We start from the raw sequence: 21999 nt of genomic DNA, 5'->3' as shown, positions 1-21999 counted from the left end.
TCTTTCGTGGTCTGGTTGAGTGGGGTGTGGGTGGCGTCGTTGCTGGTGTCGTGGCTGGGATTATGCCGGTTGGGTGTGACGGCTTGCCGCGTGTCGTCTCGCGGTGGTCGGGCCTTTCCAGGGGCCAGGGGGTTCCTTCAGGATCGTGGCGGGCAGGAGATGAGTTCCGCGTGTCTACGGGGCGGGGAGTGCCTGGAGGTGCCCGAGCCCGGCAAGCAGGAGGTCGGTCCAGGGGTGGTCGGCCTTGTAGCGCAGGACGGTGCGGCGGGCGTGGTGGGCGATGACAGCGGGGATGGCCATCAGCCGCAACCGGATCGTGCGGGGCTCCCAGGCGCGGGCGGGGGCGTCGGCCAGGGCGAGCAGCTGGGAGAAGGCCAGCAGGTCGCAGGCCAGGGCCACGATCAGGCACCAGATACGGTTCTGGGCGAACCCCTGCAAGGGGAAGCGGTCAAGTCCGGTGTCTTTCGCGCAGCGGATGCGGTCCTCGCAGCGGGCCCGTAGCCGGTGGCGGACCTCGAGGTCGGCGAGCTGGCCCACTTTTGTGTTGGTGGCGAAGGCGGTGAGCCGGTAGCCGCCCACGTCCTCGAAGCGCAGCTGGGCGCCCTGGTGGGGTAGCTCGCGGCGCATGATCACCCGCATCCCCTTGGGCCAGGCGGTCAGGTCCAGCAGGTCGGTGATCTCAGCGACGTCCGCACCCTCCCTGGGCTCACTGTCGGTGTTGTACGCGGGGGTCCAGGCGGCCTCGGGGATGGTGTCGTAGATCTGCGGCGTGTGGTCCGGCAGGGTGAACCCCACGCTGTAGGACACCCGCCGGCGGGTGAGGAGCTCGATGGTCTCCTTCGTTCCTCCGGCCCCGTCAATGCGCACCAGCACCTTTCTACCGGGCCTGGGGCCGAGCCCGGCCTGGTCCAGGGCTCGGCGGATGATCTCGACGTGGTCGGCGGCGGTGCTGCGGCCCGGCGTTACCGGGCCGCAGCATGATCACCGCGCACTCACCCCCACCTTGGCCGGTTCCGTGGTCGATCCAGGCGGTCAGGGGGTGGTAGCCGAACCCCTTCTTGAAGGTCGGGGCCGCGCCCTCCTTGTCTTAAGTGGACATTAATCAGGGTGGCGTCGACGTCGATCACCAACGGGTGGGCCGCCGAGACACCAGCCGTGGGGGCGTCCGCTCCGGCCAGGGCCCACGCCCGCTGCCGCACCACTGTGCGGGCCCGGTTCACGGCGGCCTCGACCGCCTCGACGTGGTCGGCCAGGGTCCCCACCAGCCGACAGACTGTGGGGTCGGAGGCCACCGGCCCGAAGACCTCCCCCTGGCATCGCAGCAGGGCCACATCCGACAGGCACCGGCCGCCCAGGGCCACGCACACCGCCAGGTCCGCCATGATCTTGCCCGGGTCGTGCACCGCCCAGGGGCCCCGCCACGACGACAGAGCCTTCGACAGCGAGGCGTCCAGGCTCGTGACCCGGATGGTTTCGGTCAGCAGCCTCGCCCCCGGCCAGCCCCCCCGCAGGCACGTCCCCCGACTCCGCCACCACAGACGGGTACAACCCGCTATTCTTCACCACGAAGGTGCTCCTCTCCTGGTCATGCACGGACCTAAGCAATCCGCATTATCCCAGGAAAAGGAGTACCTTCACCCCACTTTCAACACCTCAACAATGAAAACCCGAGGCTAGGTTGTAACGGTTGGGTCTCGTTGACGGTCCGCCGGGGTCGTCAGGGCGATGCCCGGCGCGAGGTACGGTGAATGATCTGGGGAGGGCAGATGGGTCAGCAGCGATCCGTTCTGGTGATCGACGACCACGACATCATCGCCGTGGGGTGTCAGAGCCGGTTCGAGCAGGCCGGCCTGCCCTGGACGGTCCACTGGCTGCCGGGCCTGCCCGCCACGGGCGGCCTGCCGGAGAGCGACCTGGCCATCCTGGACCTGCGCCTGGCCGACGGCAGCACGCCGACGGCCAACATCCAGCAATTGCAGGCCCTGGGCATCCCGGTGATCGTCTATACCTCGGCAGATGAGCCCATCTTGGTCCGCGAGGCCATCGCCGCCGGGGTGCTGGCCATCGTCCGCAAGTCGGCTCCATCCAACGACCTCATTGAGGCCGCCCAGGCAGCCTTCGAGGGGTGGCCCAGCGCCGGGCTGGACTGGGCCTCGGCCCTGGATACCGACACCGACTTCGTCACCGAGTGCCTGACCCCTGTGGAGGCCGAGGTACTGGCCCTGTACGCCATGGGGGAGAAATCCGGCACGGTGGCCCGCGCTCTTGGTCATACCGAGAACACGGTCAACACCTACGTGGCCAGGATCCGTGACAAGTACCGGGCTGCCGGGCGCCCAGTCGATAACCGGGTGGCCCTGTTCCAGCGGGCCGCCGAGGACGGCCTGGTCAGCTACGGCCGCCCCTGAAAACCGTGCCGCGCATCCTGACGCCCATCGACGGGCCCTACACACTGCGGCTGCGCCGCTGGATCGCCGTCTTCGTCGGCGGCACCGCCATCGGCCTCAGTATCGGTACTGCTCCAGCTGTCGTGACCGCCGCCGCCCAGGTGCCTCCCGCGACGTTCTGGATGCTGATGATCCCACTGCTCATACTCCCGCTGGCGGCCAGCTTGGTAGCAGCCCTGGCACTGCTGAAGGAACGCCAACGGGATCGTCGAGAATCAGGCTCGACCCGAGGCGTGGAATCCCATAGCTCCTGGTTGGACGCGATATGGCAGTCGTTGCTGCTGGCAGTGCTGATCGGCTACGCCGTCGAGGTACTCCTGACTGCGGCAGTGCCCCTCATCCCGTCGCTTCCCGATGGAGTCACCGTCGCCCGGGATACGCCGATCATCGGCTACTTCCTCATCCTGGGGATCACCGCACCAGCAGTCATGTCCCCACGGATGAGCGTCCTCTACGTCATTGCCCTCCTACCGCCGCAGATCATGATGCTGGCAGCCTCGCGCGGCAGCCTGGGAGTGGTGTCCATAGAGCAGCCGCCACTGTTCCTGACCTTCACCCTGGCGCAGATCGGCGCTGTGCGCTGCAACAAGCCGGAAAACTGGACCGGGCCTCAGCCGAGCGCCGCCGGCAAACCGTCTCCCTGGCCCAGGCCCGCGCCCGCACCCTGGCCCAGCGGCGCAGCAACAGCTTCATCCACGACCACATCCTGTCCGTCTTCGTCTCCCTGACCGCCGGACTGGGCGGCTCGGCCCAACTGCGCCGGGCCGCCCGCCACGCCCTCCAGTCACTGGACTCCCATGCCCTGGACCAACAGGCCGAGCTCAGCAGTCCGGTCTTGTTCGATGGCCTGACCCAGCGAATCCAGGCGATGAGCCACGAAACCCATGAGGTCGAGGTCTCCGTCAGTACCCCCGTCAGCCGTACCGTGCCGGGATCCGTGGCCCAGGCCCTGACCGACGCCGTCACGGAAGCCCTGCGTAACTCCCTCAAGCACGCAGGGGACAAGAACCATCCCCACGTCTCCCGCCACATCACAATGCGCAGCGACTCCAGCGGCCTGGCCATCACTGTGACCGACAACGGACGTGGCTTCGACCCAGCCACCCCCACCCCCGGCAGGCACGGACTGACCGGCTCCATCCAACGGCGCCTGACCGACGTCGGCGCCCGAGCCAGCATCGATTCGGCACCGGGCCGGGGCACCACCGTCGCCATGACATGGGAGCCATCAGCCGACGATCAACAGTCCTCCCCACCATCCGGTATCGCCGCATGGCCCCAACCACTGGCCTCATCCATCGAGAGTCCATGGGCACGGTCCGTCGGCACCTACACCATCGCCGTTGACACACTGGTCGTCATCCTGGAGAGCAGATCAGGGGCTTACACCAACGCCCTTCCCGCTGCCTTCAGCCTGGGCGCCCAGGCGCTGGCCGCCTTCCTCCTGCTACGCAGCTGGCCAGAGGTGTCCATACCGCGATGGGCGATCACGATCATCCTGCTCGTCATCACAACAACCCACCTGGCCGTCTTCCTGCCGATCCGCACCCACGACTGGCCCGGTTTCGCCTCATGGGCCACCGGCACCGGCAACATGCTGTGCTGCGGCCTATTGATGCGACAGCGCCCCAAAGCCGCCTGGACAGGAGAACTTCTCCTCGTCACCACCGCCGCGATCTGGGTCGGGACGACCCAACGACCACCGATCATGGTCATCACCTACATGCTTTCACACGTCATCACCATCCTCCTGTGGACCATCATCGTCCGCCGTTTCAGCGCAGCGAACGTGGCCCTGACCCTGACCCAGGCCCACACCGCCGACATCCTGGCCGCCCGCCAGGCCACCCGGACCACCGACCAGGTTATGGCCCAAGCCATGGCCTCCGTACGACACCGCGCCAGCCCACTGCTCATCCACATCGCCACCGGCCAGCCCCTGACCATGGAGCTGCGCACCCAGGCCCGCCTGCTGGAAGCCGAACTGCGCGACGAGATCCGCGCCCCCTTCTTCACCGGCACACCCGTGGTCCAAGCCGCCCGCCAAGCTCGCACCCGCGGCACCGAGGTCATCCTGCTCGACGACCGCGGCGACCAGGCACTCCCGCAGGACGTGCGCCAGCAGATGATCACCCAGGTATCGGAAATCCTGACCCGCCCCCAACAACGCGTCGTCGCCCGCATCCTGCCCGCCGGACGCCACCACCTGGCCTCCATCCTCACCGATAGCGGCCACACAGCACTGGGGACGGACGGAAGGGCAGTCGAGTGAACATGGTGATAGTAAAAATAGTCCTACCCAATGTGTTCAAATCGTCATTTTGCCGCACACTCTGAAATGTCGATGTGGGCCGACATAAAACAAAACCATATTCTGAATATTGTTTCATGACGGTCATACTGCTGACCTTTTCCAAACCATATCCGCTATAGCTAGGCGTCTCGGCAGATAAGGGCGGCAGCGTATGCCGCCAGGCACAGGCTTGCCCATATAGTTAGAGTGATTGCGGCGGCAGGGGCAGGCAGTGCGGTGACATTGTAGCCGGGAGTTCCTATCAGGCTGAGGGCAGCTTGGTCCGGGAGGAACCGCAGAACTCGGGGCCATTGTAGAATGCCGGTGCCAACGACGATGGGCGCGGTAATCAGGATTCCCAATGTGGCGGCCGAGCTGCGCAAGAGACCGGCAAGACCGAAGGTGATAGCCGACATGAGTAGATAGGCCGCAATCCAATGCGCGATATCCAGAAAAATGGCTCCGATGTCAAGGTGATTGGAGACCCCGATTATGATCCTGGCGGGGACTAACATAAGCGCGGCTCCAACGAAAGCAACGACCAGCATTGCGATTGTCTTGCCTGCAAAAAGCTGGTATCGGTTCGGCATAGCTGTGAGCGTGATGCGGATTTGTCCGTCGCGATATTCGCTCGCAGCGGCATAGGCAGCTACCACGAGGAAGGCATATACGGGAGCGAGCATGGCCATGCCGAAAGAAGAAATCGATGCCGGTTCGGTTTGATCAGACTGAATGTAGAATCCGATCTTTGAGGCATCGATCACAGCCAGCGCGAGGTTTGTGATGAGGACGACTGCCAGCATAATAGGCGTGGATGGGACAGTCGCTACCTTGATGATTTCGGCGGTGATGGTATCGCGCAGGCGGATGGGGCGTGATGTAGCCAGGGTCATTTGGCGTCTCTCCTAATCATGACCGCAGCAGCGATGGCGCAGGTGAGCACTGCCCAGCCGATCAACACAGTTGCCCCCTGGATGTAGCTGCCGGTTAGGGGGACGGCGACGTCGCTTCCTGCTAGCACCAGGTTCCGTGCCGCGCTGAACGGGGTCAGCGCATCGATGGTCGGTGAGATGAGGGAGAACAGTTGCGTCATCGTTGCCATGATCAGCACTACCGAGACGATGACACCGACAAGTGTCTTCCTCGCGATCAGGGTGATGGCGTAGGCAAAGAGGGCAGCAGTGACCATGAACAGCAGGATGCGGATGTCAGCGAGGAGGAAGCGCGGTGACCACACTCGGCCCGTTTCCCAAGTGCGGAACTCCAGGTAGAGCAGCACTTTGGCTATGCCGATCCATAGCATGCCAAGGACGATGACGTGGACCGCAACCGCAGCCATCTTTCCCATGAACAATCGCATGCGGTGGGGCACGGCGAGCACGCTCATACCGAATTGGCCGGAGCGGAACTCAGCGCCAGCGATCACCGCGCCGAGCAGCGGCAGAAAGATTGCCGGGTTGAAGATGTAGGCGACGTAGTCTGTAAAAACAGACGCATCCGCAATAACCTGAACACCGTCAACATAACTTGTTCCGTCATCGTGAAGATTCGCGACCAATTCTTGGTTAATGGAGAAGGACTGGAATTGGAACAGGAAATGGACGGCAGTCAGGAGGACCATGATGATCCAAACACTGGGCAGTGTGAAGGCCTTCGTGAGCTCTGAGCGGACGATATTGATCATGCTGTTCACCAACTCTGTCCGGGGTGGCTGCCAGTGAGCGCGAAGAAGGCATCCTCGAGCGAGGCATGTCCCGCCGTTATCTGATCCAAGGTGCCGTTGGCAATGATCCGACCCTTGTTGATGATGACGATGTCGTCGACTGTTTGCGCTGTCTCTCCCATGAGGTGGCTGGACAGCAACACGGTGTTTCCAGCGTCGGCGTAGCGACGAAGGAAAGCCCGGATCGTGCGGATCCCCTCGGGATCGAGACCATTGACCGGCTCATCGAGCACGAGGAAACGGGGCTCGCCTAACAGAGCAGCCGCCAGTCCCAGGCGCTGTCTCATACCGAGCGAGTACTTGCGAACCCGCCTGGTGGCAGCCTCGGACAAGCCGACTTGTTCAAGAGCCTCAGCGATGCGCTTCGTCGGGATGCGGTTGGACTGCGCTATCCAGCGCAGATGATCGATGCCACGACGCTCCGGAACCGCAGACGCGCCGTCGAGCATTGCTCCGACAGCACGCAGTGGCCGCGTCAATCTGGTGTACGGCTTGCCGTCGATCAGCGCCGTACCGGACGTCGGCCGGTCTAGGCCCAGCAGGACGCGCAGTGTTGTTGACTTTCCCGCCCCGTTCGGTCCCAGGAACCCGGTCACCCTGCCCGGCCTCGCGGTGAAGCTGACCCGATCGACAGCGGTCTTGCCCCTGTACTTCTTGGTCACGTCGACGATCTCGATCATGCGCTGTTACTTCCTTCCAGGCGTTGGTACGGTCATTGGTGCAACCGTCCCACCGACGTACTGTGCGCCGTGTCGTCCGAAAGTAGACACTCGAGGCAGAGAACGAGGACGGGTTCAGTGGGGCTCGTGCAGCAGCCCAGCCTGATACGCGAGCACAGCCAGCTGCGTACGATCGCTCACGTCCAGCTTCATGAACAACCGGCGCAGATAGGTACGCACAGTGGGCAACGAGAGGAAGAGCTCGTCGGCGATCTGCTGGTTGGACCGCCCCTGGGCCACTAACCGGGTTATTTGAAGTTCGCGCGCGCTCAGTCGCACATCAGCGAATGGGTGCCGCGGCTGCGAAGGCTGAGCGAACTGGCTCATCAATCGTGCAGTGATCTCTGGTGCTAGCGATGCGTGCCCAGCATGCACAGCCCGCACCGCGCTCAGGACGTCGGATGAGGAGGCGTTCTTAAGCAGGAAGCCCGAAGCACCCCATTCAAGTGCTCCAGCCACATACTCGTCCAGATCGAAGGCGGTGAGCATGATCGTTCGTGTTCCGGAATCGGTGATGCCCCGTAGGACGTCCAGGCCACTGCCACCGGGCATCTGCACGTCGACCAGGGACACGTCGGGGTGCAACGCGGTGATCTTCCGAATTGCTTCCCCAACAGTCCCAGCCTCATCCAGTACACGGAACCCGTCACTAGCGTCGAACAGACGTCGGTAGACACGACGGAAGTCGGCATCGTCATCAGCGAGGAGCACGGTGATGGGAGCGATGGACGCGTCAGCAGCGTGAGTGATCGGCACGGTCACGACTCCACCTGCAACGGCAGGCGTGCCAGCACCCGCGTACCACCCTGCGGGAGCCCGGACACGCTCAAGGTGCCGCCGATCGCCTCCACGCGTTCCCTCATGCCCGTCAAGCCGGCTCCCGGAGCTTGATGAGCGGGCAGACCAGTGCCGTTGTCATCGACGCGGACGGTGAGGATGCCGCGATCGGATCCGGCGGTCGCTCCGGCATCCACCTCAGCAGTCACACTGCACGATGAGGCATCGGAATGGCGCACCACGTTGCTCAGAGCCTCCTGCACCACTCTAGAAACCACCGCCTGAGTCGCAGCTGACAATGCCGGAATCTCCACGTCAGCCTCTACCTCGAGACCACTAACCCTCGCAGCCGTAAGCAGCTCCGGCAACGACGGAGCACCACTATACCCGACCTCGTCCGCGCGCAGGGTTCGCACCAATTGCTGAACCTCTTCCAAGGCTCCACCTGCGCGCTCCTCGATATCCGCAAGGCTCCGAAGCAGCTCGTCCTTGTCACTGGCCGTGCTGCGCGCGACGTCAGCCTCCGCGCGGATGACGCTGAGCGCATGCCCGACCACATCATGCACTTCCCGGGAGATAGAGACTTGTTGCTGGGCACGACGAACTAGGCCTCGTTGATGAGCGGCCTCTTGCGCAGAGGCGAGCCTGTGGGCCTCGGCGCATCCTAGCATCCAGGAGGCGCCTATCGCGAGACATCCACCGACAATTCGTCGCCCTATCCCCTCGGAAACGGGGCCACCGAATGTTGCAGGCAGAAGAATCAACGGGACAACAAGCCATGCACCGAGTGACTGCGACCAGGTGCCGCGCCGAACCGCTTGCGGGTACAGGCACCAGGCCGCCGCAAGAAGCGGATCAGCACTAAATCCGAGCCCCCAGCCGATTACGGTCACAATCAGCGAAACCGCAAATGCAATACGAGGCAGTCGCCAACGCACCAATACAGCCGAGATAAGCACAGCAACAAAAACCGCACGAAGACGACCATCAAAGGCGATCGACCCTCGAAACCAGAAAATATTAATGACAGCCGCAGCGACGCCTAAATCAACCACAAGAGACGCCAGCGATGAAGGCCCCCGGAATCGGGATAACGAATCAGGCAGACAGGTCGACGCAGAATCTTTTCTTACAGCGCGACGAAAGGCTGCAATAACTGGCCTACACCGATTAACCAAGCCTCCTGAAACCCCTGAGCCAATATTCATACTGCAGCAGTCAATAGCCTAAAGGCTCGAACAGGGCCGATCCCTAAGAATATTCGGATCGCCATCCCAACCCCCCACCAAACGTGAATGCGTTGTTTTCGACATGTCACTAACATCGGACGCCACTTCCAACCAGGCGCATGACGGTCGAGCATCTCACGGGTCGGCAGATCAGTTAAGCTTCGTATCTCCAACCAACCGGCACACACATTCTCAGTGAGCTTCGCAATGTCTGCACAGTCAGCACAACTTGCGTCATACAGTAGGTAGTTCACCAGACTCCTCCAAGTGTCAGCCATTTTTCCAGCACGTCCAATAGTAGCACATCACCCAAGAATGATATGCCACAATACCTAATTTGAAGCTATCATCTGACGTTTAACCAAGTCACGATAAAGTGCCGAACTTCGCAACAATTCTTCATGACTCCCAGAATCGACAATGCGACCGTCATCAAAAAGCAGAATACAATCGGCATCAACCACAGTTGATAATCGGTGTGCAACAACAAGAAGAGTTCGATCCGCAGACGTTCCCCTTAAGGCCTGCACAACAGTATTCTCATTTTTACTATCGAGGTTAGAAGTGATTTCATCCAAAAGCAAGATACGCGCATCAGCAAGAATTGCTCTCGCAATCGCAAGCCTTTGCCGCTCACCTCCACTCAGACCTAGTCCAAGTTCCCCCACATCCTTATCCAAATAGCTTGCCGAATCTGAAACGTCTTCAATCAAGCGAACGCTAAGTAATGCATTAGCGCATTCATCATCGGAGATTGCATCACTATTGAGTTGCAAATTCTCTCGAACTGTCCCTGATATAACTGCGGCATCTTGGTCAACGTACGCTATGGAAGAGCGAATAGCATCCCGAGACAATTTCTGTACGTCAGTTCCCTCAAATCGAATGGTACCTTCCTGGGGGTCATAGAACCGTTCAATCAACGCCAACACGGTTGACTTACCTGCGCCAGAGGGGCCGACTAACGCAGTTGTAGACCCGTATTCAACCCTAAACGAAAGGTGACGAAGCACGTTAGTCAATCCATTCTCATCAGCGGAATGCTGATATGAAAAACTGACTCCCTCGAATTCAATGACGGCATTGGCGTTAGCAGGTTTCGCAAGATCTATGTTAGGAACTGAACAATCGCTTTCTTGGGGCCACGACTCAACCTCAACTATTCTAGATAATGCTCCCAACGCCTCACTAAGTTGCGACGTGACACTTCCCACGAGCGCCACGGGAGTAATTAAAAGCATTAAGTACATTATAAATGCACTGAGTTGTCCGGTAGTGATTTCGCCTGCCGAAACTCTTAAAGCCCCTAAACCGACAACCGCAATTAAAAGGATCTGAACAGATAGACCTGTGATAGTCTGAATGCAAGCGCGAAGACCTGCAGCTTTCAGTCCTGCCTCAAGCACACTTTTTGCATGTTCTACAGCCGTCCTTGATTCGCGATCAACAGCCAAAGCAGCTTTAATTGTTCTAATACTGCCAATGGATCGAGACACCGTTCCCGCTAACCTACCAAGCTCATACTGTACTCGTAGCCCCACGGGCTTCATTCGTATACCGAACGCAAACACAAAAATAACGACACATACCACAGCACCTACTGCAATAACAACAAGCACAGGGTCGATGATAACCATCATTGTAATTGAGATCGCAACGGTGACTAGGCCAACTCCAAGATCTATCAATCCTCCTGATAGAATTGAGCGGATCTCGGAAACGTCATTGGTCACGCGAGACACAAGATCGGCCCTATCCTGATTGTCGAATCTACCTATAGGAAGGCGATAGATATGCTGAACTAACCGTCGCCTTGTATCGAAAGCGAACCGCTCACCAGCGCGTTCAACGAGAAGCTCACGGAAACTAGTCAATAGGGCCGAGCATAGCAACAACAACACGACACTAACAATCTGCCGAGCCGGTACTGAGCCAGCAAAACTATCCACAATGTTCGAGATAACTTGCGGTTGTACAGCTGCAACCAAGGCGCCAATCAAGCCGATAATCAATGCAAGCGCTAATTGCTTTCTATAGGGTCGCAGAAGAGGAAGTGCATCGCTGATTCGAGCCATACGATTGACGCTTGAAAACCGCTTTCCCTCTGTAGGCAGATTATCTGACGACTGGGACGGCGTAATAGAACTCATTATTTCTCTCCAAGATAAAGTGGCGCGGCATAGAGCGTTGTAAAGAACATAGAAAGATCTGCATTTTCACCAACAGGAGTGCCTGCGACTTCAATCCAGGCATGTGCGGTGAAAGGATACTCCCTTACTCCTGTACGCCAAGTAACGCCAAATCCGTAACAACGAGCTAGTATGGCAACCGCGATAGAACGAGGAAGGCAACCTTCACCGGCGCATAGTGAAGATACCGTAACAACGTTACGCCGTATGTCTAAAACTCGGTCGATCGACGGTCGTTGTCCCCGCTTAACTACCCGAAGTAGTACCCACCGAATTATCGCCGGTCGAACTCTCGAAAGAACGATTGCAGCTGCAACTACAGCTCTCGTTACTAATGCAGTACTCCAACGAATACTAGCCGATCCTATTTCGGGCATTACGGGGCTACTCATTTGGAGCTCCACTCTATCAATTTGGCGCGCTTCAACTCGTCTACTAAGGCTAAGTAGTCCGACCGGACAACATCTGGTTCAACCTCTGTGGTTTTACACATCTGCGCTGTAGCTAATTCAACTGGATTTTCTTGATCGATAAACTCGATAAGATTAAGGGCCGACTGATTCAAATGCCAGTACACGCCGCGTCTAGCGTCCAGTAAGAAAGCACCAGATTCGCTGTGCGTAAGAACTACACCGTTGCGCAATTTAATCTTCATTCAAATCATCTTCCTGAGAGCTGAGCAGTGCGCGCTGCTTTAACAGAACGAAGCCAACGCTCAGCAAACTCGAGCTCAATCAATTCGCCGTAATCTGCACCATCGAGCGAATAGTTGTTCAAAGACTTGAGCAGCTTCTGTCGGTCGATGAAACCAATCTCTTCCAAAATGCATTCATCGGCAAATAGTGTTCTCATCCGATCATGTCCTTGATGATACTGTGTGAACATCTCTGCGGTATAGTCACCCTTGTCGAGACGTTCAAAATAGTCGATACTCATAGCAGGAGGCCTAGCTCGCGCTAAAAGAGGTTTAATAGGACGTTTCATAACGCGGTCAGCAATATTCAAGGATAATGCTACATCTGTTATACGCGGGTCAAGATAAGGACTCTCAAACTGGATACCGCATGCAATATTATTCATTCGTCGTAGCGTTGTTCCATGCACCGCTAGATAAGACAGAACCTGATTTGTGGTTCGATTTTGATGTATCGCACAAACATTCGAATCTGCGGCCCTGCGAGCTATTGCTGAAACTTCACTTTTCACGAGTGACGTTAATGCTGGATGAAAATGTGGCGACTCAATCCAGTCAGAGTAGCCCACAAAGTCACTGTTAGGACTTCGGAATTTTCCTTCCGCAAGATCAGCAATTTCTTGATCGAATGTTCTTCGTGGGAATAAAAGACGGAGCATGGCCGTGAGTGGCATTCGGTTCATAATCCGATACTTCCATAGCCAGCTGAACCGACGAGGATCCGATGTACGGAGTAAAGACCACATCAATGATGATACTTCACCGAACAGAGCATCCCCGCCATGACCGTTTAGATGAATTGTTGAACCAGTAGGTGCCAATATCTGTTCTAAAACCGGAACCGTTGCGATTGATACCGACATTGGAGTCGGCCCTTCGGGGTAGTTGTTTACCGATATATCGGTCTCAACAGATACAGGATCTACAACATCACTGTATGGTACTTCTAAATGTCGTGAACTAATTTTATGTGCCGCGCGGGATGCCCATTTATAATCATTGTTGGAGCTTTCTGCGGCTTGCAAGAATAACGTATAGTGTGGTACGCCTAACTCAGAGGCATAAAAGCTTAAGGTTGTTGAGTCTAGTCCGCCAGAAAGATCAGTACTAATAATTCTATGACCGGCGACCTTGCTTTTCACTACGGTGCGGATCGTGCCGCGCAACTCTTCCGCTACGTGGTCTATGCTTTCTTTGGCATCTGGGTACTGCCACCATTTCACGGGCCGTGGAGCTGTATCACGTTTTATTACTAGGCATTGCCCTGGTCCTACCCCGTGAACACCTTGCCATATCGGTAGATTCGTGAATGGATGCGATACCTCAAGATTTGTCAAACGGGCAGCGAGAACCTGGCGATCGTATTCAAATTCAACAAGTTGAGCAAGAACATACTGATCATCGCTTATAACATCGACCTCTTTATAACGAGTCCAGAATACTGTGCGCGTTAGATGCGGAGGCCCATATATGCGCATTTCATTCTCGTTGCGAATGACCAGTATTCCACCAGACAGTGTCACATCGACTGCAATACGCTCAGCAGAGCCGATACTACTGCAGCTTCCAATCTGCTCACTTAGTTTTTGCTTATTGATATTGGCTCCAGATATCGCAACTCCCGTCAACGTAGGGGTTGAGGCAATTATCATACCCTGTGTTTTTTGCGTCCCGACTATCCAAGGGCGTCCTGACGGGTATCGCACGAGCACCTTGCCTCTGGCGGCTTCACAAAGCGATAAGCAGACATCATCATGCATAGGGTGGTCAGGTAGAATTACTGCCGACATGATACTCCCATTGGCAAAATTAGAATACTATGCTGGTGGCCGCGGCGCAGAAATACACTGCGCCGCGGCCACCCGGATTCCTCAGCAACCTGGGGTAACCGTCCAAAGTGCTCGCGCATTGAAGATGTCACGGCAGCGCAGACGCCCAAGCGACTTGGTCAGAGACTTGAAGGATCCGACATGGGTAAGAGTCGGAGGAGTGTAAACCTTCACAATAATTCACCTCCTTCGAGAAATAGAGGACAGACAGGGAAGAGACTGCAAGCGCCCAGGTCGGTTTCGCGACAGGACCCTATGGCGGCCTCGATTGAGGAGATTAGGCGCTCCAGAACTATCTTGTCAAGAGGATTGTTCAGAAGAGTTTCAACTCCTTGCATTTCCGCTGATCAAGCTAGTTTCACCTAAATGTTCGGACAATCAAACACATTTGGACCTTGACCGTAAAAAACTCAAGAATATGACAAAAAATATGTTGGTTTCTGCAAATTTAGGTTCGCAAAGCTAGCGCTGACTCGAGAACAGCATGGGGCGGAAACACCGATACTGGATCGTTACCAGGCTGTTGTTAACAAGACCAAACCAGCTCCCAAACGGCTGTGATTCTCACAAAGAAGACGCTGCGCTTCGGCGCGTCCCACCCGGAGATAGACACGGTCAGGAGAGGGCCGGTGAGCCCTCCAGCCCCTCGTGCAGCCCCACCACCGGTCCCACGGTGGCAGTGTCCTGGCGCCAGAGCAGGCATACCTCCACCGCCCGCTGGCGGAAGGTCTCCAGGCGCACCAGGTAGTGCGGATCGACCACCCAGCCAGTCAGCTGCCACAAGGGCCAGACCGGCATGTCCCAGACCACCCGCACACTCAAACACGGCTGGTACGCACCCGCATCCACCGCCACCGCCAGCCCATCCAGCACGATCCGAGCCCGAAACCGCTCCCGCCCAGCCCCATCCCGCTCACGATGCCCCACGAAGGCCGGAGTAGACACCACCTGGCCATCGACCGCCACCACCGGCGGGCGCACACTCTGCCGGTCCACCAGGAAGTCCAGCACCACCGTGGCCACCGCACCGGACTGGAACAACCAGACCATGCCCACCGGCCGCTGCTGCTCAGCCCCATCCCGCACAGCCGCCGCCAGCACCTCGATACCCCGATCACTGCGCTGCAAGGCCGTACGCGCATTGCAATGAAACACCCCGGCATAGGCCTCCAGCCGCTGCTCCAACGACGCCTCCGGCCGCTCCACAGCAGTCCATACTACCGCGGCGCCGTGGTCTTCCAAGGCGTCGAGTACCCCGGAAGCCACCAGCCCCTCATCGACGCCGAAACCTGGCAGAAAGTCCAAACCATCCTGACCTCACGGCGCAACGGCGAACGCCAACGCCTGCACAACCACCACCTCAAGACCACCGCCGTCTGCGGCCACTGCGGCGCCCGTCTGCTGGTCCAGAACACCACCGCCCGGGGCGGCGACGTCTACCGCTACTTCGTCTGCGCCCGCCGCCACCGCCTGCACACCTGTGGCTTTAGCGCCGTCCTGATCGACCAAGTTGAACAGCGCGTCGCCGACCTCTACCGCTCCCTCGCCCTCAGCCCCCAGGACTGCCAGCAGATCGCCCACTACCTCCGCGCCGAACTGGACCGTATCCAAGCCAACTCCCAGAAAGACACCCGCGCCCTGCGCATACGACGCAGCCAACTGGAGACCGAGCGCCGCAGCCTCCTCCACGCCCACTACGCCGGAGCCGTGCCACTCGAGCTGCTCAAGGAGGAACAAGGTCGAATCAGCCGCCAGTTGAACGACATCGAGTGCACCCTCAAGGGCTACCACGTCGATGCCGCTCTCGTGAGGGCCCACCTCGACCAAGCCCTCAACCTGATGGAGGACTGCCACCGCCTCTACACCGCCGCCCCCGACCACCTCAAAAAGCTACTCAACCAAGTGTTTTTCAGCCGGGTACTGGTCAACCCGGAGCGGGACGAGTATGACGCCGTCATCTTCCCACCAGACAGACTCAACCCCACAGCCATGCCACCACCGACGGCACCAGACGCAGCAGCAGACGACCCAAACTCGGCCCACGACGCTGCACCCGCGGCCATCATGACGAAGCTGCCCCTGGCCAAAGATGCAGCCGAGACCACCAGCGCCTTCGGACTCCTCACCCCACTGTTCGACCAGTTGGCCAGCCCTGCCCTGCGAACCGCCGCCCGGCAGGCCCATGCCGCCACCCACCACGCACTACATGCAGACCACGCCGCATCCATACGCGACCGAGAGACGCCGGGCACGGACAGCGACATGTGGGAGGCAGGCACGGACCGAGAGACGTGTCTCGCCGACCAGGAACCTGATCCGGAACGCAGGCCCAGCGGACCGAGCAGCAGCGGCCAGTCCTCACAACGCAAAACACCCGCCTCAAAGGGCAGGTGCCTGGAGCTCCCCGACTCAGACCCCAAGCATGCGCTGCATGACGGAGGTTTGAGTAGGGGAGTCGTGCAGGGGGTCGGCAAAGTCGGGTCAGGTGCTTGGCTGGGTGATGAGCTTGATGGCTTGTTTTGGGCGTCGTGACAGGGATCTGGTGGTCGAGGCGATACCGGCGCCGGGGCCGTGGACCAGGCGGATGAGGCCGATGGCCAGGTTGCGCAGGGCGGCCATGATCTCGGGGCCGTGAGCGGTGCGCAGCTGGTGGCGGTCCTCATCGAAGACCACGTCCCTGACCCAGTGGAGCCGGTTCTCGATTCCCTAGTGCCCTTGGACCCAGGCCGCAACCTGCTCGGGCTGAGCCTGCTCCATAGGCAGCGAGCAGACCAGGTAGACCACCTCAACGGTTGTCCTCTTGGCCTTACCGTTCTTGCCCGGACTCTTACGGTTCCTGGTGGTTCTCGTGCGCCGGACCTGAAGCACCTGAGCCGCCTCAGGGAAGTCGACCCAGGCGGGAGCCTCGACCGCCTTGACGGTACGTCGCACCCGCCGCCCGCGAGAGGAGTCAACGCTCGAGACGGACGGGACGTCCTTCCAGGGAAGCCTCTTGAGCGTCCTGCGCACACCGGGCTGGTTGTTCTTAACAGTGAACACGTAGTGACCACCTCGGCCGACGATCCACTGGGCGGTGCCTGTCTGGGTGTGCATCGCATCGGCGCTCACCACCGCCCCGCCCAGGTCGAGGGGCTCGAGAAGCTCCCTGAGTGCCGGGATCTCGTTGGACTTGTCGGCTACCCGCATCTGGGTCAGCACGACACCGGTGGCTTGGTCCAGGGCCGCCAGGAGGTGCGGCGCCGAGGTCTGCCCCAGGCGGGCCCCGCGCACGGTCTTGCCATCCACCGCGATGACTGTTCTTCCCTCGATGGTGCCGGTGCGAGTGCAGTACCAGGACCTTAAATGGGCGTTGAGGTCGGTGGGGTCCAGGTCCTGCAGGACCCTGCGAATGGTCGACTCCGACGGCAGTGCCTGCCCCGCCTCCAAACCCAGGGCCTCCAGGTCGGCGGCGGTCAGGTCGGTGGTGTGCTCCCAGATGGCCGTCAGGCTCCGGCAGCCGGCGAGCACTCCGGTCACGGCCAGGGACAGGACCGCGAACAGGCTGTGGCGCACACCCCGCCGATCACGCGGGTCTTCCACATTCTTAAGAACCTGGGCCAGGGGCTGGCGCGACAGAGCGGTCGTGGTGGAAGATGACATGGCGGCGTGACCTCGCTGGTGACGGGATTGAGTAGACGCCTTCATCGTCACCATGCGGGTCACGCCGCACCCGCACCAACACACCAGACCCTCTAGAGATCAGACAACCACCCACCGACTTTGCCGACCCCCTGGGGAGTCGTGGTACCCCCTGTGGGGCTCGAACCCACGACCTTCGGATTAAAAGTCCGCAGCTCTGACCAACTGAGCTAAGGGGGCGCACCGACGACCGGAAGCAGAGTCACAGGCGCCGTCGGCAGGGGCCAGCATAACCGAACAACCAATCGTCGTGTCGAACTCGCCGCGCCGCCGGCCCGCCCGGGCCATCGGCAGTCGTCGCGAGCCCTCCTATCGGCCGTGCTCGTCCCGCCCCGTCGAACCCGTTGCCGCCGATAGTCTCCGCCGTCGGCCGGAAGTGAACCGGTGGGGGAGGGCCTGCCCACTCGCGAGACAATAAGCCTGCGCGTCGTTAGCCGGCGCGCCCGCACCGCGTGAGGAGTCCCCATGGTCCGCCAGTTCCACCGTCCCGCCCGGCTCGACCCCGAGGCCACCGAGCAGATCGAGGGCAGCACCGACACCGCCGTTGCCTCCGAGCTCGCCCACCGGGCCGCTCAGGCCCTCATCGGCGGCTTCCCCGGTACCGAGGACGGCGACGACCCCATTACCCGCTCCGGCATCGTCACCGCGGTCGCCACCAACGGCGTCGACGACATCGCCGAGTTGTGGGCCGAGTCCCCGGCCACCACCCTGCCCGGCACCCTGTGGCGCCTATTCCTCGTGCACGAGTGGATCCGCCGAGATCCCGAGCTCGTCGCCCGTCGCTACGCCACCGTCGTCGACCTCACTGGCGCCGACGATGCCGCGACCACCCGCCTCGAAGCGGCACTCGGCCAGGCGCGCGCCGTGCCCGCCCCCGACGAGCTGCGCGAGCGCCTCGATGCCGTCCTGGCCGGAGACGTCACGGGCTCCGTCACCGGGCTTGCCCCGCTGCTGACCGCCACCGCAGGTTTCCTGCGCGCTCTGGCGGCCGGCTCCAACCCCGTGTGGATCGAGGACGACACCGACGAGCTCGCCGACCGCGTCACCCGCCGTGACTCCGCCCTCCTGGCCACCGCCGACGAGCTCACCGACTCCGCCCGCCGCGCGGCCGCCGGACTCCTCGACTGAGAGGACCTTGCGCAGGGGCTATCCGAGCGCGGGATGTCCAAATCGGTGACAAAGGCCTGAAGCAAGCGCGCGTAGGTAGATTAAAACCGCATGATTCCGCGGTTTTGTTGAAGGTATGAAGAGTGTGCAGGCTCCTTTGTCACCGATTAGGACACCAACGGCACCATCGGCGAGATCATGAACGCTGCGTCGGTGCAGTACCGGCGTGAATCGCAGCCTCTGTACGTAGGGGAGTCGTACGGGCCTCCGAATGGCTGCTGCGCGAGGAGCAGGTAGGTGCATTGCGCACGAGGTAGGGGGTGTGCAGCGGGGTTGAGGTTCAGCCGGTGCACCCCGGGGCTCGCGCAGTAGCGGCGCCCTGCGCATTCGCCCAACCGGAGCGGATCATCGTCCCACAAGGTCGCCCGGACGTGGGACCATGTGGTCATGACCAACGACGCGCCTCACTCCGCCCCTACGCCGCTCTCCCGCTTCCTGGGCGGGTGGATGCGTCACCCGAGCCCCCAGGAGCCTGAGCAGGTGTCCGACGACGTCGAGGCGGCCGAGGCGGCCCAGTCGGCGGTGTCCCCGGAAGCCGCGGGCCCCGGCGAGCCGGCGGTCTCGGCTGAGGTCGCCGAGCCCGAGGGCCACGGTGAGCCTGACGACGCCCCAGCCTCTCCCGACGGGTCGCCCACCGACGACGGGAGCCCCGAGGGACACAATGCCGCCGGACGCCTCGAGCAGTCCGACGACTCAGCCGACTCCGAGGATATCGAGGAGTCCGCCGAGGAAGAGCACGTCATCGAGGTCGCCGACCCGCGCGACTTCGCCGACGACTCCGGCCCCCAGTACGAGGACGAGGACTTCGACGACATCGTCGACGGCGAGGAGGCCCCCGCCCCCGGCCCCATCGGCACCGCGACCCCCGCCATCGCCCCCTCCTCCATCACCTCCGCCAGCTCTCAATCGGCCCCGTCCTCTGCCGAGGCCCAGGCGACCCCGTCGACCACGGCGCCGGGGGACCGGGGCCTGCCCGCTCCCGCCAGCGACCCCCGCTCGGGCCCCGCCGCCGGCTCCGACAGCGCCCCCTCCGCGGCCTCCTCACAGAGCTCGGCCGGCGCGACCGGTGCCAGCACCGCGGCCGACGCCGCGGCCTCGGCCGCCTCCGCCGACACCGCCCAGGCGGACCCCGAGGATCTCCTGCTGCCCCTGAAGTCCTTCAAGAACCGCTTCATCGACCGGGAGCTGACCTGGCTGGACTTCAACGAGCGCGTCCTGGAGCAGGCCGAGGACCACACCCTGCCCCTGCTGGAGCGCGCCTGGTTCCTGGCGATCTTCTCCTCCAACCTGGACGAGTTCTACATGGTGCGCGTCGCCGGGCTCATGCGCCGCATCAAGGCCGGCATCACCCCGGTGCGCGCCTCCGGCCTGGACGCCAACCAGGTCCTGGCCCAGGTCACCAGCCGTACCAAGGAGCTCACCGCCCGCCAGGCCGCCCTCTTCCAGGAGGACATCCGCCCGGCCCTGGCCGAGCGCAACGTGAAGATCCTGGGCTGGGACGAGCTCAACTCCGACCAGCAGGAGCGCCTGACCCGCTACTTCCGCCACCAGATCTACCCGGTCCTCACGCCGCTGGCGGTCGACCCCTCCCACCCCTTCCCCTACATCTCGGGCCTGTCCCTCAACCTTGCCGTCATCCTGCGCAACCCGCGCAGCGGCAAGGAGCACTTCGCCCGCATCAAGGTGCCCGACTCCCTGCCGCGTCTCATCCAGGTCCCCGGCCGCGAGCTTGACGCCGCGGACAAGGCCGCTGGCTGCGCCGTCATCCCCATCGAGATCGTCATCGGCCAGCACCTCGACCACCTCTTCCCGGGCATGGACATCCTGGAGCACCACCTCTTCCGGGTCACCCGCAACGAGGACCTCGAGGTGGAGGAGGACGACGCCGAGAACCTCCTCAAGGCCATGGAGAAGGAGCTCGAGCGGCGCCGCTTCGGCGACTGCGTGCGCCTGGAGGTGGAGGACACCATCTCCTCCTTCACCCGCCGCTACCTGGTGCGCGCCCTGGGCCTCAAGGGCGACGACGTCTTCGAGCTCCCCGCCCCCCTGGACCTGACCTGCCTCAACCAGCTCCACGACCTGGACATCCCCGACCTGAAGTACCCGCGCTTCGTGCCGGTGACGGCCGCGGGCCTGGCCGCCTACGAGTCCTCCTCCGCGCCGGACGTCTTCGCCGCCATGCGCGAGCACGACGTTCTGCTGCACCACCCCTACGACTCCTTCTCCACCTCGGTCCAGGAGTTCGTGGCCCAGGCCGCCGCCGACCCCAAGGTCCTGGCCATCAAGCAGACCCTCTACCGCACCTCCGGCGACTCCCCGATCGTGGACGCCCTCATTGAGGCCGCCGAGGCCGGCAAGCAGGTCGTCGCCATCGTGGAGATCAAGGCCCGCTTCGACGAGGAGGCCAACATCTCCTGGGCCCGCAAGCTCGAGCGCGCCGGTGTCCACGTCGTCTACGGCATGGTCGGCCTCAAGACCCACTGCAAGCTGCTGCTCGTCGTGCGCCAGGAGTCCGACGGCCTGCGCCGCTACTGCCACGTCGGCACCGGCAACTACCACCCCAAGACCGCCCGCGGCTACGAGGACCTGGGGCTGCTGACCTGCGACCGCGACGTCGCCCAGGACCTGACCACCCTGTTCAACCAGCTCTCCGGCTACGCCCCGCGCGCCCGCTTCCGCCGCCTGCTCGTGGCCCCCCGCGGCCTGCGCAACGGGCTCGTCGAGCACATTGAGCAGGAGATCGCCAACCGTAAGGCCGGCCTGCCTGCCTGGATCCGCATCAAGGTCAACTCCATCGTCGACGAGACCGTCATCGACGCCCTCTACCGCGCCTCGCGCGCCGGGGTGCCGGTCGACATCGTCGTGCGCGGCATCTGCGGCCTGCGCGCCGGCGTCGAAGGCCTCAGCGAGAACATCCGCGTGCGCTCCATCCTGGGGCGCTTCCTGGAGCACTCGCGCATCTACGCCTTCGCGGCCGGCGGCCAGACCAAGCTGTTCATCGGCTCGGCCGACCTCATGCACCGCAACCTCGACCGCCGCGTCGAGGCCCTGGTGCGCATCACCGACCCCGCCATGGTCGAGGACCTCGAGTGGCTGGTCACCCACTGTGCCTCCGACGACGTCGCCTCCTGGCACCTCCAGCCCGACGGATCCTGGGAGCGTCGCCTCCTCGACGCCGAGGGCAACCGCCTCGAGGACATCCAGGACAGCCTCATGGCCCGGGCGCGCTCGCGCGTCAAGGGCCGGCACTGAGA

At 61.6% G+C, this 21999-nt stretch carries 19 protein-coding genes, 1 tRNA gene and 1 pseudogene; 6 read left to right on the top strand and 15 right to left on the bottom strand.

Annotation, left to right across the window (positions count from 1 at the left end; genetic code table 11):
* Nucleotides 1-174: 174 nt before the first annotated feature.
* Nucleotides 175-1566: pseudogene (locus RIV14_RS02275) on the bottom strand (IS1380 family transposase).
* A 200-nt stretch (nucleotides 1567-1766) separates the two neighbouring features.
* Here RIV14_RS02275 and RIV14_RS02270 point away from each other — a divergent pair.
* From RIV14_RS02270 to RIV14_RS02260, 3 genes are all read left to right on the top strand, one after another.
* Nucleotides 1767-2408 carry a response regulator transcription factor gene (locus tag RIV14_RS02270; protein ID WP_075373548.1) on the top strand — a complete coding sequence of 214 codons (642 nt, stop codon included), beginning with the start codon at nucleotides 1767-1769 and terminating at the stop codon, nucleotides 2406-2408.
* 5 nt (nucleotides 2409-2413) lie between these two features.
* On the top strand, nucleotides 2414-3175 hold the full coding sequence (locus RIV14_RS02265; RefSeq protein WP_075373544.1) for a hypothetical protein: 762 nt from the start codon (nucleotides 2414-2416) through the stop codon (nucleotides 3173-3175).
* A gap of 140 nt (nucleotides 3176-3315) precedes the next feature.
* Nucleotides 3316-4719 (top strand): sensor histidine kinase, encoded by a 1404-nt coding sequence (locus RIV14_RS02260; protein WP_178387926.1) that lies wholly within the window; start codon nucleotides 3316-3318, stop codon nucleotides 4717-4719.
* Nucleotides 4720-4880: 161 nt separating this feature from the next.
* Here the strand turns inward: RIV14_RS02260 and RIV14_RS02255 are convergent, their stop codons facing one another.
* The 11 genes from RIV14_RS02255 to RIV14_RS02215 all read right to left on the bottom strand — a co-directional run bounded on the left by RIV14_RS02255 (nucleotide 4881) and on the right by RIV14_RS02215 (nucleotide 15205).
* The gene (locus RIV14_RS02255) at nucleotides 4881-5633 is read right to left on the bottom strand and encodes an ABC transporter (RefSeq protein ID WP_075373542.1); all 753 of its coding nucleotides are present in this window, start codon (nucleotides 5631-5633) and stop codon (nucleotides 4881-4883) included.
* Nucleotides 5630-6424, bottom strand: a complete 795-nt coding sequence (locus RIV14_RS02250) for a hypothetical protein (RefSeq protein WP_075373547.1) — start codon at nucleotides 6422-6424, stop codon at nucleotides 5630-5632. Before RIV14_RS02250 ends, RIV14_RS02255 begins: the two co-directional genes overlap by 4 nt.
* A gap of 5 nt (nucleotides 6425-6429) precedes the next feature.
* The gene (locus tag RIV14_RS02245) at nucleotides 6430-7143 is read right to left on the bottom strand and encodes an ABC transporter ATP-binding protein (RefSeq protein WP_075373541.1); all 714 of its coding nucleotides are present in this window, start codon (nucleotides 7141-7143) and stop codon (nucleotides 6430-6432) included.
* Nucleotides 7144-7257: 114 nt separating this feature from the next.
* On the bottom strand, nucleotides 7258-7944 hold the full coding sequence (locus RIV14_RS02240) for a response regulator (protein ID WP_218638059.1): 687 nt from the start codon (nucleotides 7942-7944) through the stop codon (nucleotides 7258-7260).
* Complete coding sequence (locus RIV14_RS02235; protein ID WP_178387925.1) at nucleotides 7941-9014, bottom strand: sensor histidine kinase; 1074 nt, start codon at nucleotides 9012-9014, stop codon at nucleotides 7941-7943. Before RIV14_RS02235 ends, RIV14_RS02240 begins: the two co-directional genes overlap by 4 nt.
* A 506-nt stretch (nucleotides 9015-9520) precedes the next feature.
* Nucleotides 9521-11263, bottom strand: a complete 1743-nt coding sequence (locus tag RIV14_RS02230; RefSeq protein ID WP_075373540.1) for an ABC transporter ATP-binding protein — start codon at nucleotides 11261-11263, stop codon at nucleotides 9521-9523.
* Nucleotides 11264-11337: 74 nt separating this feature from the next.
* The gene (locus tag RIV14_RS13700; protein ID WP_081381899.1) at nucleotides 11338-11754 is read right to left on the bottom strand and encodes a lasso peptide biosynthesis B2 protein; all 417 of its coding nucleotides are present in this window, start codon (nucleotides 11752-11754) and stop codon (nucleotides 11338-11340) included.
* Between the two features lie 11 nt (nucleotides 11755-11765).
* Nucleotides 11766-12032, bottom strand: a complete 267-nt coding sequence (locus RIV14_RS02225) for a PqqD family peptide modification chaperone (protein WP_075373538.1) — start codon at nucleotides 12030-12032, stop codon at nucleotides 11766-11768.
* Between the two features lie 5 nt (nucleotides 12033-12037).
* Nucleotides 12038-13723 (bottom strand): asparagine synthase-related protein, encoded by a 1686-nt coding sequence (locus tag RIV14_RS02220; RefSeq protein WP_178387924.1) that lies wholly within the window; start codon nucleotides 13721-13723, stop codon nucleotides 12038-12040.
* Between the two features lie 219 nt (nucleotides 13724-13942).
* Nucleotides 13943-14074, bottom strand: coding sequence for a lasso RiPP family leader peptide-containing protein (locus tag RIV14_RS13695; protein ID WP_143223543.1), 132 nt, complete (start codon nucleotides 14072-14074; stop codon nucleotides 13943-13945).
* Between the two features lie 441 nt (nucleotides 14075-14515).
* Nucleotides 14516-15205, bottom strand: a complete 690-nt coding sequence (locus RIV14_RS02215; protein ID WP_081379514.1) for a hypothetical protein — start codon at nucleotides 15203-15205, stop codon at nucleotides 14516-14518.
* Here RIV14_RS02215 and RIV14_RS02210 point away from each other — a divergent pair.
* Entirely contained in the window at nucleotides 15131-16432 is a 1302-nt protein-coding gene (locus tag RIV14_RS02210; protein ID WP_075373535.1) for a recombinase zinc ribbon domain-containing protein, read from the top strand. The two genes, RIV14_RS02215 and RIV14_RS02210, sit on opposite strands and share 75 nt — an antisense overlap.
* Here the strand turns inward: RIV14_RS02210 and RIV14_RS02205 are convergent.
* From RIV14_RS02205 to RIV14_RS02195, 3 genes are all read right to left on the bottom strand, one after another.
* Complete coding sequence (locus RIV14_RS02205; RefSeq protein ID WP_218638402.1) at nucleotides 16382-16573, bottom strand: hypothetical protein; 192 nt, start codon at nucleotides 16571-16573, stop codon at nucleotides 16382-16384. The two genes, RIV14_RS02210 and RIV14_RS02205, sit on opposite strands and share 51 nt — an antisense overlap.
* A gap of 33 nt (nucleotides 16574-16606) precedes the next feature.
* Nucleotides 16607-17539 (bottom strand): ISAs1 family transposase, encoded by a 933-nt coding sequence (locus tag RIV14_RS02200; protein WP_218638276.1) that lies wholly within the window; start codon nucleotides 17537-17539, stop codon nucleotides 16607-16609.
* A gap of 142 nt (nucleotides 17540-17681) precedes the next feature.
* Nucleotides 17682-17758, bottom strand: a tRNA-Lys gene (locus tag RIV14_RS02195).
* Between the two features lie 285 nt (nucleotides 17759-18043).
* On the opposite strand from RIV14_RS02195, the gene RIV14_RS02190 reads away from it, so the two are divergent.
* Together RIV14_RS02190 and RIV14_RS02185 are read left to right on the top strand one after the other, a co-directional pair.
* Nucleotides 18044-18706, top strand: coding sequence for a hypothetical protein (locus tag RIV14_RS02190; RefSeq protein WP_075373328.1), 663 nt, complete (start codon nucleotides 18044-18046; stop codon nucleotides 18704-18706).
* A 426-nt stretch (nucleotides 18707-19132) separates the two neighbouring features.
* Nucleotides 19133-21997 carry an RNA degradosome polyphosphate kinase gene (locus RIV14_RS02185; protein WP_075373327.1) on the top strand — a complete coding sequence of 955 codons (2865 nt, stop codon included), beginning with the start codon at nucleotides 19133-19135 and terminating at the stop codon, nucleotides 21995-21997.
* Nucleotides 21998-21999: the final 2 nt, after the last annotated feature.

The sequence above is a fragment of the Actinomyces acetigenes genome (genome assembly GCF_031296635.1).
GTDB lineage: Bacteria > Actinomycetota > Actinomycetes > Actinomycetales > Actinomycetaceae > Actinomyces > Actinomyces acetigenes.
The sequence above is the reverse complement of the archived record's forward strand: the minus strand, read 5'-3'. Positions and strand labels throughout refer to the sequence as shown.

What these genes read in the sequence shown, in the direction of transcription:
- RIV14_RS02225 (WP_075373538.1), bottom strand. Translation starts at nt 12,032, where the DNA reads ATGAAGATTAAATTGCGCAACGGTGTAGTTCTTACGCACAGCGAATCT.
- RIV14_RS02220 (WP_178387924.1), bottom strand. Translation starts at nt 13,723, where the DNA reads ATGATAATTGCCTCAACCCCTACGTTGACGGGAGTTGCGATATCTGGA.
- RIV14_RS02260 (WP_178387926.1), top strand. Translation starts at nt 3,316, where the DNA reads ATGAGCCACGAAACCCATGAGGTCGAGGTCTCCGTCAGTACCCCCGTC.
- RIV14_RS02190 (WP_075373328.1), top strand. Translation starts at nt 18,044, where the DNA reads ATGGTCCGCCAGTTCCACCGTCCCGCCCGGCTCGACCCCGAGGCCACC.
- RIV14_RS02270 (WP_075373548.1), top strand. Translation starts at nt 1,767, where the DNA reads ATGGGTCAGCAGCGATCCGTTCTGGTGATCGACGACCACGACATCATC.
- RIV14_RS13700 (WP_081381899.1), bottom strand. Translation starts at nt 11,754, where the DNA reads ATGCCCGAAATAGGATCGGCTAGTATTCGTTGGAGTACTGCATTAGTA.
- RIV14_RS02250 (WP_075373547.1), bottom strand. Translation starts at nt 6,424, where the DNA reads ATGATCAATATCGTCCGCTCAGAGCTCACGAAGGCCTTCACACTGCCC.
- RIV14_RS02230 (WP_075373540.1), bottom strand. Translation starts at nt 11,263, where the DNA reads ATGGCTCGAATCAGCGATGCACTTCCTCTTCTGCGACCCTATAGAAAG.
- RIV14_RS02245 (WP_075373541.1), bottom strand. Translation starts at nt 7,143, where the DNA reads ATGATCGAGATCGTCGACGTGACCAAGAAGTACAGGGGCAAGACCGCT.
- RIV14_RS02185 (WP_075373327.1), top strand. Translation starts at nt 19,133, where the DNA reads ATGACCAACGACGCGCCTCACTCCGCCCCTACGCCGCTCTCCCGCTTC.
- RIV14_RS02255 (WP_075373542.1), bottom strand. Translation starts at nt 5,633, where the DNA reads ATGACCCTGGCTACATCACGCCCCATCCGCCTGCGCGATACCATCACC.
- RIV14_RS02200 (WP_218638276.1), bottom strand. Translation starts at nt 17,539, where the DNA reads ATGTCATCTTCCACCACGACCGCTCTGTCGCGCCAGCCCCTGGCCCAG.